We start from the raw sequence: 15,847 nt of genomic DNA, 5'->3' as shown, positions 1-15,847 counted from the left end.
TAAGCTTTCAGATGGCCTTTTTGTTTGATTTTAATCAGAAAAATGTATTTTTGTTGAAAAATTTCATTTTGAAAAATAAAAGCTTATTAAAATCGAATGTTATCTAATAAAATTACAGGTCTAATATGTGCTAAGGTTATGTCAATTATTGATAGATTGTGTGTGTTTGTTTAAATTTGATTGAAAGGGTTCCCAATGGAAAATTGGACGCAGACGCTCAGCGCCGGCAGCTTGCTCGGCATTGCAGCGGCAGCAATTTTGCTGATTTTGGTCATGATTGTGAAATTCCGCATTCATGCTTTGGTGACGCTGGTATTGGTCAGCTTGCTGACAGCGATTGCCACCGGCTTGCCGATGGGCAATATCGTCAATGACGTGTTGGTGAAAAACTTCGGCGGCACGCTCGGCGGCGTAGCCTTGCTGGTCGGCTTGGGCGCGATGCTCGGCCGTTTGGTGGAAACATCGGGTGGTGCGCAATCATTGGCTGATGCCTTGATTCGCATGTTTGGCGAAAAGCGCGCCCCATTTGCCTTGGGCGTGGCTTCGCTGATTTTCGGTTTCCCGATTTTCTTTGATGCGGGCTTGATGGTAATGCTGCCGATTGTATTTGCCACTGCACGCCGTATGAAAGCGACGGTGTTGCCGTATGCGATGGCGTCGATTGGTGCATTTTCGGTGATGCACGTTTTTCTGCCACCGCATCCGGGTCCGATTGCCGCTTCTGAATTTTATGGCGCCAACATCGGCCATGTGCTGCTGATTGGTTTGCCGATTGCATTCATCACATGGTATTTCAGCGGTTATTTATGGGGTCAGATTTCAGGCCGCCGAATTCATGTGCCTGTGCCGGATTTCTTAAGCGGTGGTAAGCAAGACGACGATGCACCGAAAGCGCCGGCCAGTGCCTCAACCGTCATCGGCATTATGCTGATTCCGATGTTGCTGATTTTTCTGAATACCGGTTTGGCCACTTTAATCAGTGAACAAGTCGTCAGCGCCGATGAAACGTGGGTACAGGTTTTGCGCATGATCGGTTCGACACCGGTAGCCCTGCTGATTTCGGTATTGGTGGCCTTGTATGTATTGGGCCGCAAGCGTGGTGAGAAAGCCAGTGCGCTGGAAAAAACCATCGACGGCGCGTTGGGTCCGGTGTGTTCGGTGATCCTGATTACCGGCGCAGGCGGTATGTTTGGCGGCGTATTGCGTGCTTCGGGCATTGGCAAAGCCTTGGCTGACAGCATGGCTGATTTGGGTATTCCGGTGTTGCTGGGCTGTTTCTTGGTGGCTTTGGCATTGCGTATCGCGCAAGGTTCTGCTACGGTGGCCTTAACCACTGCCGCAGCCTTGATGGCGCCTGCGGTGATGGCGGCCGGTTTCAGCGATTGGCAATTGGCTTGCGTGGTATTGGCCACGGCAGCCGGTTCGGTCGGTTGCAGCCACTTTAACGATTCCGGCTTCTGGCTGGTTGGCCGCCTGCTGAATATGGATGTGCCGACCACTCTGAAAACATGGACAGTCAACCAAACCCTGATTGCCCTGATTGGTTTTGCCTTGTCGGCATTGGCCTTTGCCATCGTTTAAGGAGAACAACATGACCGTACATTTTGTAATGATGGGCGTATGCGGCTGCGGTAAAACCACAGCAGCCTTGTCGCTGCAGAAAAACTTGGGCGAATGCGCCTATGCCGAAGGCGACGAATTCCACACCCAAGCCAACCGCGACAAAATGGGTGCAGGTATTCCGCTGACCGATGAAGACCGCTATCCGTGGCTGGGTAACCTGCGCGATTGGATGACGGAGCAGGCGCAAGCCGGTGCGGCGTATTCGATTGTGACCTGTTCTGCGTTGAAAAAACAATACCGCGATATTTTACGCGGTGCAGAAGGCAAAGTAGCCTTTATCCACCTGACTCCGCCGCAAGCAGTGAATCTCGAGCGCATGATGTCGCGTAAAGGCCATTATATGAAAGCCGATATGCTCGATTCGCAGCTGGAAATTCTGGAAGAGCTGGAAGCCGATGAATACGGTGTGAAAATCGACAACCCGGGTTCGCCGGATGCGGTAGAAGCCGATATCATTGCTTGGGTGAAAGCAGAAGGCTTATTGCCGAATGATTAAGCAGCATTACACATAAAAGTCTCAGGCCGTCTGAAAGTTAAATTTCAGACGGCCTTTTTATTTCAAACGACGATATTTTTGAAAAGTATTCCTGTTTTATATTAATAATGGTAAAATTTGCTTTACATTTTCAGCGTGGTGCAATTGCTTGCGGCATGTTTGTTTGTATTCCCTTGTTCTACATTGCTGTATGTACAACATTAGGCCGTCTGAAAGTTAAATTTCAGACGGCCTTTTTTTATCCATCGATAAACCAATGAACTAAAACAGCTTGTGCGAATCCAACAGCAGCGTCACCGGCCCGTCATTGCACAGCGTCACCTGCATATGTGTTTGAAAGCGGCCGGTTTCCACTGTTAAGCCATGTTCGCGCAGATATTTTGCCGTAAGTTGATACAAAGCATCGGCTTGGGTAGCAGGGGCAGCATGCGAGAAAGAAGGGCGGCGGCCGCTGCGGGCATCGGCATATAAAGTAAATTGCGACACCAATAAAACCGAGCCACCGACATCTTTAAGCGACAAATTCAGCTTGCCATTTTCGTCTTCAAAAATACGCAGGTTGGCGGTTTTATCGGCAATGTAGCGGGCATCGGCTTCGGTGTCGTCGTGGGTCACGCCCAGTAAAATCATGAAGCCGTTGTCGATTTTACCGCTGGTGTCGCGGTTGTCGTTTTCAATAATATCGACTTGGGCACGGGTTACTTTTTGAATCACTGCGCGCATGATGTTCCTTTGTAAAGTTTTAAGGCCGTCTGAAAGCCAGTATGGGATAATCTTTTAATAAGTGCGAAAAACGCATCATAAAAGATAAAAAGGGTGTTGAATAGAAAAAGGCCGTCTGAAAAACTGAATTTCAGACGGCCTCTCCATGCTTTAATGCATCATCAGCGGCTGATGCCGTTGGCCTTCAGCAAGTCGTCAATCTGACGGCGCACTTTTTGCTGCTTGGCCTGTTGCGCCAGTTGGTTGCGAACCAATTCAAACGGTTGCGCTTCAGGATTACGCTCGACTGCACTGAGTTTAAACAGATAAAACTGATCCTGCAGCTTCACCGGCTGATGCGTCACATCACCACGGCTCATCGGCTCGACAATTTCAGCCATATACGGCGGCAATTGTTGCGGCATGATGAATTCGTTGAACGCTTGTTCCGGATTCGGATAACGCTTCATCAAATCATCAAACGACAAGCCTTTGCGCAGTAATTCCAGTGCAGCGTGGGCTTCTTGCTCGCTCTTGAAGCTCACTTGCTGTAGCTTAATCATGCGCGTTTGCTGATCGTAGATTTTATACAAATCGTTATCGTCAACAGTGGTGTTGCGTTCCAAATATTGCGCGTATTGCGTGGCGTAAAACTGGGCTTCCATGGTTTGGAATTGGTTTTGCACTTCAGGGTCTTTATCCAATCCGACCTTGATAGCCTCGTTTTTCAACACTTCAAACGTCTGCAACTGACGCACCACATCCTTGCGGATGGCCGCGCCATCCGGTTTGGACGTTTGGTTGGGATGTTGGTCGGCCTGACGCAACACTTCTTTCACCATGCTGTCGATGCGTGCGGCAGGGATTTCCGGTGCTTTGGCAATCGCCAATCCGGCCACCGCTGCTGCTGCCATGCCGGCAACCGCCGTTTGATACTTCATCGTTTACTCCGTTGCTGAGTTATTTGCCCGGTTTGATGTCGGCTTTTTGCAGCAGCGATTGCACTGAAGCATCAATGCGGGCAGCTTGCAAATCGCGGCCGATGTCGTTTTTGGCCTGTTCGTAAGTCGGCAGGGTGATGTTGCGACGGTCGTTTACATAGAATACGCCGTAAACATTGCCGTTTTGCAATGGCTTGGCAGTCACACCGCCTTTTTTCAGGTCTTTTACTGCGTCATACAAAGGTGGCGTAGATTGTTGCAAGTCTTTCAGCGGTACATACGCATTCGGAATGCTGCCGCTTTGTTTGGCTTGCGGATCAATCGAGTATTGTTTCACCACGCTGCTGAAGCTTTTTTTGGCTTTCAAATCGGCAATGGCCTTTTCGGCATCGGCGCTGTTGTTGGTGACAATTTCGCCCAATTGCACTTCTTGCGTGCCTTTGTAGAATTTGCTGAAATCGTCGTAGGCGGCTTTAACGTCTTTTTCCTGCACCGGATTTTGTTTGGCCACATGGGCGGCATAGGCTTGGCCTAGCAATTCGCCTTCAAATACCGCCCATTCGGTTTTGAAGTTGGCTTTTTTGGCCGCACCGCTTTTATTGGCTGCATCACGCGCTTGTTGCAAGGCTTGTTTGTATTCTGCGCTTTGGTCTAATTTCAAGCGTTTGGCTTCTTGGCCGACCACGGTGGAAATCACTTGGCGTTCGGTCAGGTTGCGGCGCAGGGCAGGGGTGTCTTGCACTTGTTTGTTTTCAGCGCGAATCGCTTTTACTTGCGCATCAATCACGCTGCTGTCGATGGCTTGGCCGTTTACGGTCACTAAGGTTTGCGCCAACAGGCTGCCTGAGGCAAGGGCGAACAATACGGCCGAAGCAAAATAGGTTTTTTTCATAAATTTCCCAATTGGTTGTTGAATCAGTTGAAATATTCATCAGGGGTGGCCGCTTTGATGCTCAAAGCATGAATCAGGCCGTCTGAAAATAAATCGTTTAATAAGGTTTTGACCATGCGCTGGCGGTTGAGACGGCTGACGTCGCGAAAGGCTTCGCTCACAATCACAACTGCATAATGCCCGCCGCCTTTGTTACCCGCGTGGCCGATGTGGAGATGGCTTTCGTCTTCAAATTCAAAAAGCTGGTAATTCAAGCTTTTCAGACGGCCTTCAATTTCTGCCTGCATATCCATGATTACAGACCAAACACCGGTTTAAACGGTTTGATTAAAATTTCTTCATACACGCCGGCATCGACGTAAGGATCTTTTTCTGCCCATTCCTGCGCCGCATCCAGCGATTCGAATTGCGCAATAATCAGGCTGCCGGAAACGCGTTCCGGATTATCTGGCAAAGGATTCGGGCCGGCGGTCAGCAAGCGACCTTCGGCTTTTAAGGCTTCCAAGCGTTGCAAATGGTCAGGGCGCGCTGCCATGCGGGCTTCGTGTACGTCGTCGCCATCAGTGGCCAATAACATGAAATATTGCATAAATATATCCTTTTTAAATGAAGCGGCATCGGTGTCGCCCATACCGCAGATTGAGCTTCAGACGGATTTTTTAAAGAAGAGGGGCCGTCTGAAAGCATTCATCTTATCACAGTCAAAACTTTTTGATGCAAATCCGCGGTTCAGGCCGCCAAAATCATGCGCCTCAGCCGCAATGTTTGCCTTGAGCCGATAGCAGATGATTCAGAAAATAACACCGAACCGAATCGAGAAACGGTTAAAATACAACCTTTACCCGCTGTTTGACCCGGCCGGCACCATGAATCCGCCGCCAACTTATCTATAGATAACATAAGACACAACATAAGGTCATTGATGAACAACACCCATAAGCCCGTATCCGAGCCATTCCGCCAACGATGGGCATTAACCCTTTCCTATGATGGTAGCCGCTTTTACGGCTGGCAGAAGCAGGCAGGTGAAGTGCCGACGGTTCAGGCTGCCTTAGAATACGCCATCAGCCGGATTGCCGGCGAGCCCGTCTCCGTCATTGTTGCCGGCCGCACCGATACCGGCGTGCATGCCACCGCGCAAGTGGTGCATTTCGATACCGGTGTCCACCGCCCGGCACAAGCCTGGATAAGAGGCGTCAACGCCCATTTGCCGCAGGGCGTGGCCGTGTGGCATGCTCAGCCGGTTGCCCCGCATTTTCATGCCCGCTTTGATGCCTATGGCCGGCATTATCGCTATCTGCTGCAATCCGCGCCCGTGCGCTCGCCGCTGCTGGTCGGCAAAGTCGGGTGGACGCATTTGGATTTGGATATCGAATTGATGCAACAGGCCGCCAAGCTATTGGAAGGCGAGCAAGATTTTTCCAGCTTCCGCGCGTCGATGTGTCAGGCCAAATCCCCCATTAAAACGCTGTATCGCGCCGAGATCAGCGGCACCCCCGAATGGCTCAAGCTGGATTTACACGGCAACGCCTTTTTGCATCATATGGTGCGTAATATTATGGGGGCGCTGGTGTATGTCGGAAACCAAAAGCTCAGTGTGGCCGATTTTGCCGACCTGATAGCAGCCAAAAGCCGGTTGAAAGCGCCGCCAACCTTTATGCCCGACGGCCTGTATCTGACCGGGGTTGATTATCCGGAAGAATTCGGCATCATCAAAGCCGCCATGCCCTGCTGGCTGTAGGCAACACACCCAATTGCTGCCTTCGGCAGCGTGGCGGCAGCTTTGCCCAATCCGACAAAACCTAACAAGCCTAAACTGTGTTGTAAAAACACACACCAAAATTAAAAATAATTAAATATTGATTTATAAAGATATTTTATTTGTTTTTTGGCGGTTTGGTGAAAATAACGTGTTTCGCTTGGGCATTTTGTTGCGGATAAAGTTTGTTTTTTTAGAAGGGAACAATTATAGTGACACTCATGGAATCGCTGATTCCAGCGATAAAGTGTAAGGCCTAAGCGGATTCTTTCCGGTCTGCTTAAGTTAATTTTCATGATAGAAAAGGAATACAGCAATGAAAAAAACTCTGATTGCTCTGACTTTGGCAGCTTTGCCTGTAGCAGCTATGGCTGATGTGACTTTGTACGGTCAAATCAAAGCCGGTGTTGAAGTTGGTCAAACTAAATATAAAACTAAAAACGCAGATGGTAGCACTCGTACTGAGAAAGACCATACTACTAGCGAAATCGCTGACTTTGGTTCACGCATCGGTTTCAAAGGCCACGAGCATTTGGCTGACAACCTGAATGCAATCTGGCAGTTGGAGCAAAGCGCTTCTGTAGCCGGTGGTGATGAAGGTTGGGCTACTCGCGAATCATTTATCGGTCTGGAAGGTGGCTTCGGTAAAATCCGCGCTGGTAAATTGGATTCTTCTGTGAAAAACACCAGCGATGCAATCGACCCTTGGGAATACAGCAACCCAGCTTTGGGCTTGGGCATGTTTACCCGTGTTGACGAGCGTGCCGTATCTGTACGTTACGACACCCCTGTATACAGCGGTTTCAGCGCCAACGTTCAATACACTCCACGTGACAACGGTACTACTGTTCGTGGCATTGCGGCAAGTGGTGGTACTAACCCAACTACTGGTCGTGATGATGCTGCTAGCGATACCTCTGTTTACTACGGCGGTTTGAACTACGAAAACGCTGGTTTCTTCGGTCAATATGCTTACGGTTACAAACACTCTGCTTATGTAGCACGTGAGTCTGGCGAAAGCAAATCAGGTCAAATCCACCGTGCCGTAGTAGGTTACGATGCCAACAACCTGATCGCTGCTTTGGGCTACCAATACACCAATGGTTGGGATAGCTACGACAGCTACATCGCTAAATTGCAAAACAACGATAAATACGATGCTGCTAAAGACAATTCAGTTGGTCTGAAACAACACGAAGCTGCTGCGACTGTTGGCTACCGCTTCGGTAACGTAACTCCACGCGTTTCTTACGCTCACGGTTTCAAAGCTAAAGGCGCTAACTTAGATCAAGACCAACGTAAAGCTACTGAATACAACCAAGTAATCGTTGGTGCTGACTACGACTTCTCTAAACGTACCAGCGCATTGGTATCTGCAGGTTGGTTGCGTGCTGGTAAAGGCGACTACAAAACTGAAACTACTGCCGGTATGGTTGGTTTGCGTCACAAATTCTAATCTAAACCGATTAGTTTAAAAGAAAAGAGTCTGCTTACGCAGGCTCTTTTTTATTGTTGGGTAAGCTGAATGATATTTGTGCTTGCTATCGCTTGCGCTCAATAGATAAGAGGCCGTCTGAAATATTTCAGACGGCCTATCAGTTGATTAAAGCATTATTTAATGATTTGGTTCAATTCGCCTTTGGCGTATTTTTCCGCCATTTTTTCCAACGAAATCGGCTTAATTTTATCGGCTTGGCCTTCGCAACCAAATGCCAGGTAGCGGTCAATGCAGACTTGTTTCATGGCATCAACCGTTTTGGCCAAGTATTTGCGCGGGTCGAATTCAGCAGGATTTTCGGCCATAAAGCGGCGGATGGCGCCGGTTGAAGCCAAGCGCAAGTCGGTGTCGATGTTGACTTTGCGCACGCCGTATTTAATGCCTTGCACAATTTCTTCTACCGGTACGCCATAAGTTTCACCGATGTTGCCGCCATGCTCGTTGATGACTTTCAACCACTCTTGCGGTACGGAGCTTGAGCCGTGCATCACGATGTGGGTGTTCGGTAGGGCTTCGTGAATTTCTTTGATGCGGTCGATGCGCAATACGTCGCCGGTTGGCGGACGGGTAAATTTGTATGCGCCGTGGCTGGTGCCAACCGCAATCGCCAAAGCATCCACGCCGGTGTCGCGCACAAAGTTCACCGCATCTTCCACGCTGGTGAGCATTTGGTCGTGGGTCAGTTTGCCGACCGCGCCGACACCGTCTTCTTCCCCGGCTTCGCCGGTTTCCAAGTTACCCAATACGCCGATTTCGCCTTCAACCGATACGCCGCAAGCATGGGCGAAGTTGACAACGGTGCGGGTGACGTCAACGTTGTATTCGTAAGTAGAAGGTGTTTTGCCGTCTTCCATCAATGAACCATCCATCATCACCGATGAGAAGCCCAATTGAATCGAGCGTTGGCAAACGTCAGGCGATGCGCCGTGGTCTTGGTGCATCACCACCGGAATATGTGGAAATTCTTCAACGGCGGCCAAAATCAAATGACGTAAAAAAGGCGCGCCGGCATATTTGCGCGCACCTGCACTGGCTTGCACGATGACCGGTGCATTGACTTGGTCGGCCGCTTCCATAATGGCGCGCATTTGTTCGAGGTTGTTGACGTTGAATGCCGGCAGGCCGTAGCTGTTTTCTGCGGCATGATCAAGCAGTTGGCGCATGGATACAAGAGCCATAAGAATCTCCTAAAGGTAGTGTGGGAATAAACGATAGCCAAATTATAATCGCTTTTTTCTTAAAAGACTACATAAGGCTACATGCATTTCATATATTAATAACATTCGTTTGAGATGAATTTGGCTTCAAGCAAACTATCGGTAAATATTTGCGATTAGCGTAAGATAGTAGATAATAATGGTTCGATAAAGGCCGTCTGAAATGACAAAGGAATCCTATGCCGCGAATTATAGTAGCCGCGCCTGATGATATTTTGTTTACCACGCAGATGACTGTGCAAATCGGCGACATCAATTACGGCCAACATTTGGCCAATGATGCTGTGCTGCGGCTTTGCCATGAAGCGCGTATGCGCTGGCTGAAGCAGCAGGGCTGGAGCGAGTTGGACGTGGGCGGTGCGGGGTTGATTATGGCCGATGCGGCGGTGCAGTATTTGGCGCAGGCGCATCACGGAGATGATTTGCGTATCGACATGGGCGCGGCGGATGTGGGCAAAAGCGGCTTTGCGCTGCTTTATCACTTGATTCAGGTGTCGGACCAAAAATCAATCGCCCGCGTGCAAACCGGCATGGTGTGTTTTGATTACGCCGCGCAACGCGTCTGCCGCTTGCCTGAATCGCTAAAAGCAGCCTTGGAGGTCGTCTGAACATGAAACAGGCGCAATTTTTCGCGCAGCAAGATGCCTATTTGGCAGATTTGCAACAGCAAGGCAAGTCGGCGCACACGCTTACTGCCTATCGGCGCGATTTGGCGCAATTGCATGATTTGCTGGCAGCAAGGCCGTCTGAAAGCGAAGACATTGCCCGCGCAGATATGGTGGCGGCGTTAAAAAAACTGTCGCAGCAAAATTTGGGCGAGCGCAGCTTGGCGCGTAAATTATCAGTTTGGCGGCAATATTGTGCATGGCTGATGCGGCACGGCTTGCTGGAAAAAGATCCGACCCAAAATTTAAAGGCGCCCAAGCCGCCGCAACGTCTGCCCAAAGCCTTGCAGCAGGAGCCGCTCAATCACTGGCTGGATAACGATGACGATGATTCCGATTTGGCCGTGCGCGACCGTGCGGTGTTTGAGTTACTCTACGGCAGCGGCCTGCGTTTGAGTGAAGTGCATGATTTAAATTTAGATGATGTGTTGCTGGATGAGGGGTGGGTGAGCGTAACGGGTAAGGGCAACAAGCAGCGCCAAGTGCCGCTGGTGCAGAAAAGCCGTGAAGCGATTGCGGCTTATTTGCCTGTGCGTGTTGCGGCTGACGGTGAAACGGCGTTGTTTACCGGCAAAAACGGCAAACGTCTGGGGCAACGGCAGATTCAGAAGCGTTTGGCGCAATGGGCGGTACAGCAGGGCAACGGACAACATTTGTCACCACACATGCTGCGCCACAGCTATGCCAGCCATTTGTTGCAAGCCTCGCGTGACATTCGGGCGGTGCAGGAATTGTTGGGGCACAGCAATCTTTCCACCACGCAGATTTATACCAAGCTCGATTTCGACCATTTGGCGCAAGTGTATGATGAAGCGCATCCGCGTGCCAAACGGAAAAACGAAACATAAAAGCAAAGGCCGTCTGAAACGAGTGAACTGCACCCCAAAAGTTGGACACTTCCCCCCAACTTAAAAAGGTGCAGTTTTCTTATGTCCAAATATACACTAGACTTCAAATACCGAGCCGTACTCCATTACCATCAAGTGCACAGCCAACAGCGTACCGCAGACCATTTCAACGTCTCACGCACCCACCTGCGCCGTTGGATTGCCGCCTACCGTCAAGGCGGTATAGCCGCACTTCAGCACCCACAGGCTACGCTTATGAAGACTACGCAGACCAAACGCAACAATCCCTTTATCGTCGACAAACCCGACCATGAAAAAACTCAGGCAGAGCTGATTGAAGAGTTACGCTACATGAGGGCGGAGATCGACTACCTAAAGCACATGAAAGCCCTCAACGAAAAGAACGCCACCAAAGTTGCGAAACCGTTCAAACGCTGAGGGCGAAGCACCTGCTGAAATACTTGTTGCACAGTGCCGGCATACCCAAAAGCAGTTTCTACTACCACATCGGTAAATCCGATCCCGATATGGAAGCCAAAGCGGCGGTGAGTGAAGTTTATCACCAACACAAAGGTCGCTACGGCCAACGGCGGATTGGAGCTGTATTATCGTGGAATAAAAAGAAAGTGCAGCGTATTATGGGATTATTGGGTTTGAAAGCCAAAGTGCGCAACAAAAAATCCTATCGTCCGCAAGTTATAGGAGAGACGTCGAAAAACATCCTTAAGCGTGCATTCACTGCTGATAAAGCGGGAGATAAATGGTTGACCGATGTGACCGAGTTTAAATGCACCGACGGCAAACTGTACTTATCGCCGATATTGGATGTATTCAATCGTGAGATTGTGGCTTATGAGCTCAGTAGAAAGCCGGACAGCAAGATGGTCATGCAGATGCTGGATAAGGCATTCGGCCGTCTGAAAGGGCAGACCCCGCTGCTGCATTCTGACCAAGGTGTGCTTTACCGAACTCAGGCTTATCGGGAAAAGCTGGCGGAGAAAGGCATTGTGCAGAGCATGTCGCGCAAAGGGAATTGCTGGGACAATGCACCGATGGAGAGTTTCTTCGGGACATTAAAAGTGGAAAGCTTCTATCAGGAAGGTGTGTTATCGGTGGCAGAGTTGACCAAAGTGATAGATGATTACATACGTTACTACAATTATGAACGTATTAGTTTGAATTTAAAAAAGCTGAGTCCTGTGGCTTACAGGACCCAGCTTGAACAGGCTGTTTGAGAAAGATTTTTAATTTGTCCAAGAATTGGGGGACAGTTCAGAGTTTCAGACGGCCTTTGAATGATGGGCCATTATTGGGCAGGCATGCAACCCTGTACCAACAAATGATCGACGATGCCTTCTTCGTCGGTGCCTTCAATCTTTTCATGGCGCACGAGGAAACCGTCGCTTTCCTGATAAAAATCGGTTTGTACGAAATTGGCAATGGTCCACGTTAATTCGCCGTTGCTGAATGCGCTCAAATCTTCATCGCTCAATTCAGGGCTGTAAGGCGCGCTGATGTTTACGCCTTGATGGCGGATTTGGGCAGTGGCGCCGGCATCGCTTTGATAATAGCGCACATCGATTTTTTGATTTTCTTCGCAAGTGTAGCTTTGCCATTTGGCTTGGCTTTGCACGCTTAACTCACCGCCTAAAAGCGGAATCGTTGCAAAAGTGGTGGTCGCTGATGCGGCTGCTTCAGATGCAGCAGCTTCAGGGGCTGTAGCAGCGGAAGCCATTGAAGCTGCGGTGATTTCGGTGTATTCCACCGTTGATGCGGCTTTTGGTGTCGATGCCGCCGCCGGCGTGTTGGTCGGCTCGGAAGGCGAACAGGCTGCCAACGCCAGCAGCAGCGGCAGAGAGTAGAAAAATTTCATTGCTGACATATCAAACACTTATTCGGTAAACGTTGCCGACAGTCTAGCATGAAGCGGCAAAACTTTCACGACACAGGGAAAAAGCGGCCGTTTTCCCTTTTTCCGACGGCCTGTAAAATTAGACTGATAAATCAGCTAAAGTCTTGCTATAATTCTTCATTACACCAATAAGTCACCCCAAAACACACCATGAGCCATACCCCATTATTAGACCTCATCGAACAGCCGCAACAATTGCGCGCGCTGGATAAAGACCAGTTGCCGCAAGTGGCCGACGAATTGCGTACTTTTTTGCTGGAATCGGTTGTCCGAACCGGTGGCCATTTCGCCAGCAATTTGGGGGCAGTCGAATTAACAGTTGCGCTGCATTATGTGTACCACACGCCCGATGACAAGCTGGTGTGGGATGTCGGCCATCAAAGCTATCCGCACAAAATCCTGACCGGCCGCCGCAACCGTATGCACACCATCCGCCAATACGGCGGCTTGGCCGGTTTTCCTAAGCGCAGCGAATCGGAATACGATACTTTCGGCGTGGGGCACTCATCGACGTCTATTGGGGCGGCACTCGGTATGGCGATTGCCGATAAATTGCAAGGCTCGCCGAATCGCAGCGTGGCGATTATCGGTGATGGTGCGATGACGGCAGGGCAGGCATTTGAAGCCTTAAACTGCGCCGGTGATATGGACGTGGATTTGCTGGTGATTCTCAACGACAACGAAATGTCGATTTCGCCCAATGTCGGCGCGTTGCCGAAATACTTGGCCAGCAACGTGGTGCGCGACATGCACGGCTTGCTCTCGACCATTAAGGCGCAATCAAGCAAGGTCTTAGACAAATTACCCGGCGCGATGGAAATTGCGCAAAAAGTCGAACACAAAATCAAAAGCATGGCCAGCGAAGCCGACCATGTGAAGCAGTCGCTTTCTTTATTTGAAAACTTCGGTTTTGAATACACCGGGCCGGTGGACGGCCACAATGTGGAAAAATTGGTGGACGTATTGCAGGATTTGCGCGGCAAAAAAGGCCCGCAATTGCTGCACGTGATCACCAAAAAAGGCAACGGCTACAAGCTGGCGGAAAACGATCCGGTGAAGTACCACGCCGTATCCGCCAAGCCGCAAACGCAAGTTACCGAAGCCAAACCGGTTACCGCCAAACCGACCTATACCGAAATTTTCGGTCAATGGATTTGTGACCAAGCGGCAGCCGATCAGCGCTTGGTGGCGATTACCCCGGCCATGCGCGAAGGCAGCGGCTTGGTGGAATTTGAGCAGCGTTTCCCCGAGCGTTATTTTGATGTCGGCATCGCCGAGCAGCACGCCGTGACCTTTGCCGGTGGCTTGGCTTGCGAAGGGGTGAAGTCGGTGGTGGCGATTTACTCTACTTTCCTGCAACGCGCTTACGACCAATTGGTGCACGATGTTGCCCTGCAAAATCTGCCGGTGATGTTTGCCATCGATCGCGCCGGTGTGGTGGGCGCCGACGGGCCGACCCATGCCGGTTTGTATGATTTGAGCTTCTTGCGCTGCATTCCGAATATGGTGATTGCCGCGCCGAGCGACGAAAACGAATGCCGCTTGCTGCTCTCGACCTGTTACGCGCTGGATGCACCGACTGCTGTGCGTTATCCGCGTGGCAGCGGTTGCGGCGCCGCCGTTTCAGACGGCCTTGAAACCGTGCCAGTAGGTAAAGGCGTGTTGCGCCGCGAAGGCAAACAAACCGCCATCATCGCTTTCGGCAGCATGGTGCAGCCTGCCTTAAAAGCTGCCGAAGCATTCGATGCCAGCGTGGCGGACATGCGCTTTGTGAAGCCGATTGACGAAGCCTTGATTCTTGAATTGGCGCAATCGCACGATTATTTGGTGACCGTAGAAGAAAACGCCGAACAAGGCGGCGCGGGCAGCTTGGTGCTGGAAGTATTGGCGAAACACAAAATCTGCAAGCCTGTGCTGGTGTTGGGCGTGGCCGATATGGTGACCGAACACGGTGATCCGGCCAAGCTGCTCGACGATTTGGGCTTGAGCGCCGCCGCGATGGAAAAGCGCATAGGCGAATGGTTGGCAGCATAGTTTGCTGATAAGGAGAAGAGCCGTCTGAAAGATGATATTTCAGACGGCCTTTTTGTATGTGAGGATTGTATATAAGTTTCGCATAAGCTTTTTTAAATCAGTAAGTTTGACTTTTATCAAAGCTAAATGGCATGGTCGGGCTATAATGGTTTGCAACACTCCCCAACTAAGAAGGAATGAAAAATGGAAGTCTTTGCGGAACTCTTTAAATCGCCTGTGGGCATTTTGTCGTTAATCACCTTATTGTCGATTTGTGTGATTGCAGCGTTTTTGTTTTTCTGGGTGAAAAAGCAGGCGGATAAATCTGCCAAGCTGTAATGGCAGCAAAAGGAAACAAACCATTCAAAAGAAAGGCCGTCTGAACGTGTTTCAGACGGCCTTTGTCTTTACAACCACGACAACACTTCCACTTCATCATCAATATGCACGCGGCCCGGGTTGAGCGCCACCAGATTGATGCCGAAAATCGCTTTGCGGGCAACGGCAAGGGTGGAAAGCGGCTCTTGCTGCGGATGGCGGCGGCCTGAAACCAAATCTACCGTAGTCATCACGCAGCGGACGCAGGGTTTGAAATGCTCAAATTCAACTTCGCCGATGCGGATGCGTTGCCATTGTTCTTCTTCAAATGCCTTACCGCCATTAATCGTGAAATTCGGGCGGAAACGCGCCATTTCGACGGGCTCGTCAAGATAAGTATTCAGTTCCGCCAATGAAGCGGTATGGGTCAACAGATAAGGCGCGCCATCAGCAAAAGACAGCGGCGTTTGCGAATGCGCCAAGACACGGCGGCTGTGTTTTCCCAGCCAATGCAGGCGCGCTTCGGTACCGATTTGCTCGCTCAACCAAGCATTAACGGCATGGTCGGTGGTAAATGCGGCAAAGCGGTCTTTCCAGACTGTGACTTCGCTTTCCTGATTCATTGCTTGCACCGAAACCGTTTGGCGGCTGCCATCAGGCGCGGTAAGCGTGAGGCCGTCTGAATCGGCTGCGGTCTGCCACAGCAGAATGGTCGGATATTTTCGTGCGGTAAGCATATTGCCATCGGGGGCGGTGATGAGCCATTCGCGGTCAAGCGGCAGGCCTTGCGGCGTGATATCGGATTCGGTCAGCACATTGCCACCCATGGATTTGACGGGGTAGCGGTGAATGTCGGTTAAACGCATGATGGAGGTTCCTGAAGAATTAAGGCCGAGACCTTTGCAAAATCTTCATCTTTGGCACATTTCTTCGTTATGCGCTGCTCGAAAGCTTGCCTATCTA

18 protein-coding genes are annotated in these 15,847 nt (G+C 50.4%); 10 read left to right on the top strand and 8 right to left on the bottom strand.

Features of this window, described 5'->3' with window-relative positions; translation table 11 throughout:
• Window positions 1–195: 195 nt before the first annotated feature.
• Window positions 196–1,581 carry a GntP family permease gene (locus ACM67B_RS09385; RefSeq protein WP_416189394.1) on the top strand — a complete coding sequence of 462 codons (1,386 nt, stop codon included), beginning with the start codon at window positions 196–198 and terminating at the stop codon, window positions 1,579–1,581.
• 10 nt (window positions 1,582–1,591) lie between these two features.
• A complete protein-coding gene (locus ACM67B_RS09380) occupies window positions 1,592–2,119 on the top strand; it encodes a gluconokinase, GntK/IdnK-type (protein WP_416189393.1) in 528 nt (175 codons plus the stop codon).
• A gap of 261 nt (window positions 2,120–2,380) precedes the next feature.
• On the opposite strand, the gene dtd is transcribed toward ACM67B_RS09380, so the two are convergent.
• The 5 genes from dtd to ACM67B_RS09355 all read right to left on the bottom strand — a co-directional run bounded on the left by dtd (window position 2,381) and on the right by ACM67B_RS09355 (window position 5,243).
• Complete coding sequence (gene dtd, locus ACM67B_RS09375; protein WP_416189392.1) at window positions 2,381–2,842, bottom strand: D-aminoacyl-tRNA deacylase; 462 nt, start codon at window positions 2,840–2,842, stop codon at window positions 2,381–2,383.
• Window positions 2,843–3,003: 161 nt separating this feature from the next.
• Window positions 3,004–3,762, bottom strand: coding sequence for a peptidyl-prolyl cis-trans isomerase (locus ACM67B_RS09370; RefSeq protein WP_416189391.1), 759 nt, complete (start codon window positions 3,760–3,762; stop codon window positions 3,004–3,006).
• Window positions 3,763–3,781: 19 nt separating this feature from the next.
• Complete coding sequence (locus ACM67B_RS09365; RefSeq protein WP_416189390.1) at window positions 3,782–4,654, bottom strand: peptidylprolyl isomerase; 873 nt, start codon at window positions 4,652–4,654, stop codon at window positions 3,782–3,784.
• A gap of 23 nt (window positions 4,655–4,677) precedes the next feature.
• Window positions 4,678–4,947, bottom strand: coding sequence for a BolA family protein (locus ACM67B_RS09360; RefSeq protein WP_416189389.1), 270 nt, complete (start codon window positions 4,945–4,947; stop codon window positions 4,678–4,680).
• 2 nt (window positions 4,948–4,949) lie between these two features.
• The gene (locus tag ACM67B_RS09355) at window positions 4,950–5,243 is read right to left on the bottom strand and encodes a YciI family protein (RefSeq protein ID WP_416189388.1); all 294 of its coding nucleotides are present in this window, start codon (window positions 5,241–5,243) and stop codon (window positions 4,950–4,952) included.
• A 333-nt stretch (window positions 5,244–5,576) separates the two neighbouring features.
• On the opposite strand from ACM67B_RS09355, the gene truA reads away from it, so the two are divergent.
• Together truA and porB are read left to right on the top strand one after the other, a co-directional pair.
• A complete protein-coding gene (gene truA / locus ACM67B_RS09350; protein WP_416189387.1) occupies window positions 5,577–6,395 on the top strand; it encodes a tRNA pseudouridine(38-40) synthase TruA in 819 nt (272 codons plus the stop codon).
• 334 nt (window positions 6,396–6,729) lie between these two features.
• Window positions 6,730–7,869 carry a trimeric porin PorB gene (porB, locus tag ACM67B_RS09345; RefSeq protein ID WP_416189386.1) on the top strand — a complete coding sequence of 380 codons (1,140 nt, stop codon included), beginning with the start codon at window positions 6,730–6,732 and terminating at the stop codon, window positions 7,867–7,869.
• A 155-nt stretch (window positions 7,870–8,024) separates the two neighbouring features.
• Here the strand turns inward: porB and fba are convergent, their stop codons facing one another.
• Window positions 8,025–9,089: a class II fructose-bisphosphate aldolase gene (gene fba / locus ACM67B_RS09340; protein ID WP_416189385.1), complete on the bottom strand. Its 1,065-nt coding sequence runs from the start codon at window positions 9,087–9,089 to the stop codon at window positions 8,025–8,027.
• 218 nt (window positions 9,090–9,307) lie between these two features.
• Between fba and ACM67B_RS09335 the strand changes: the two genes are divergently transcribed.
• The 4 genes from ACM67B_RS09335 (at window position 9,308) to ACM67B_RS09320 (ending at window position 11,876) form a co-directional block, all read left to right on the top strand.
• Window positions 9,308–9,736 carry an acyl-CoA thioesterase gene (locus tag ACM67B_RS09335; RefSeq protein WP_416189384.1) on the top strand — a complete coding sequence of 143 codons (429 nt, stop codon included), beginning with the start codon at window positions 9,308–9,310 and terminating at the stop codon, window positions 9,734–9,736.
• A 2-nt stretch (window positions 9,737–9,738) separates the two neighbouring features.
• Complete coding sequence (gene xerC, locus ACM67B_RS09330; protein ID WP_416189383.1) at window positions 9,739–10,641, top strand: tyrosine recombinase XerC; 903 nt, start codon at window positions 9,739–9,741, stop codon at window positions 10,639–10,641.
• Between the two features lie 81 nt (window positions 10,642–10,722).
• The gene (locus tag ACM67B_RS09325) at window positions 10,723–11,079 is read left to right on the top strand and encodes a helix-turn-helix domain-containing protein (protein ID WP_416188879.1); all 357 of its coding nucleotides are present in this window, start codon (window positions 10,723–10,725) and stop codon (window positions 11,077–11,079) included.
• Window positions 11,080–11,102: 23 nt separating this feature from the next.
• Window positions 11,103–11,876, top strand: coding sequence for an IS3 family transposase (locus tag ACM67B_RS09320; protein WP_416188878.1), 774 nt, complete (start codon window positions 11,103–11,105; stop codon window positions 11,874–11,876).
• A 71-nt stretch (window positions 11,877–11,947) separates the two neighbouring features.
• Here ACM67B_RS09320 and ACM67B_RS09315 read toward each other — a convergent pair whose 3' ends face one another.
• The gene (locus tag ACM67B_RS09315; protein WP_416189382.1) at window positions 11,948–12,523 is read right to left on the bottom strand and encodes a hypothetical protein; all 576 of its coding nucleotides are present in this window, start codon (window positions 12,521–12,523) and stop codon (window positions 11,948–11,950) included.
• A gap of 180 nt (window positions 12,524–12,703) precedes the next feature.
• On the opposite strand from ACM67B_RS09315, the gene dxs reads away from it, so the two are divergent.
• Both dxs and ACM67B_RS09305 read left to right on the top strand, forming a co-directional pair.
• Window positions 12,704–14,587: a 1-deoxy-D-xylulose-5-phosphate synthase gene (dxs, locus tag ACM67B_RS09310; RefSeq protein ID WP_416189381.1), complete on the top strand. Its 1,884-nt coding sequence runs from the start codon at window positions 12,704–12,706 to the stop codon at window positions 14,585–14,587.
• 183 nt (window positions 14,588–14,770) lie between these two features.
• Window positions 14,771–14,905: a DUF3149 domain-containing protein gene (locus ACM67B_RS09305; protein WP_095501619.1), complete on the top strand. Its 135-nt coding sequence runs from the start codon at window positions 14,771–14,773 to the stop codon at window positions 14,903–14,905.
• Between the two features lie 68 nt (window positions 14,906–14,973).
• On the opposite strand, the gene ACM67B_RS09300 is transcribed toward ACM67B_RS09305, so the two are convergent.
• Window positions 14,974–15,750, bottom strand: a complete 777-nt coding sequence (locus tag ACM67B_RS09300; RefSeq protein WP_416189380.1) for an MOSC domain-containing protein — start codon at window positions 15,748–15,750, stop codon at window positions 14,974–14,976.
• Window positions 15,751–15,847 lie beyond the last annotated feature (97 nt).

It is taken from the genome of Neisseria sp. CCUG17229 (assembly GCF_047839235.1).
In the GTDB taxonomy this organism is placed as follows: Bacteria; Pseudomonadota; Gammaproteobacteria; order Burkholderiales; family Neisseriaceae; genus Neisseria; species Neisseria brasiliensis.
Note: the sequence above shows the minus strand (reverse complement) of the source record. Positions and strands in the feature narration are given on the sequence as shown.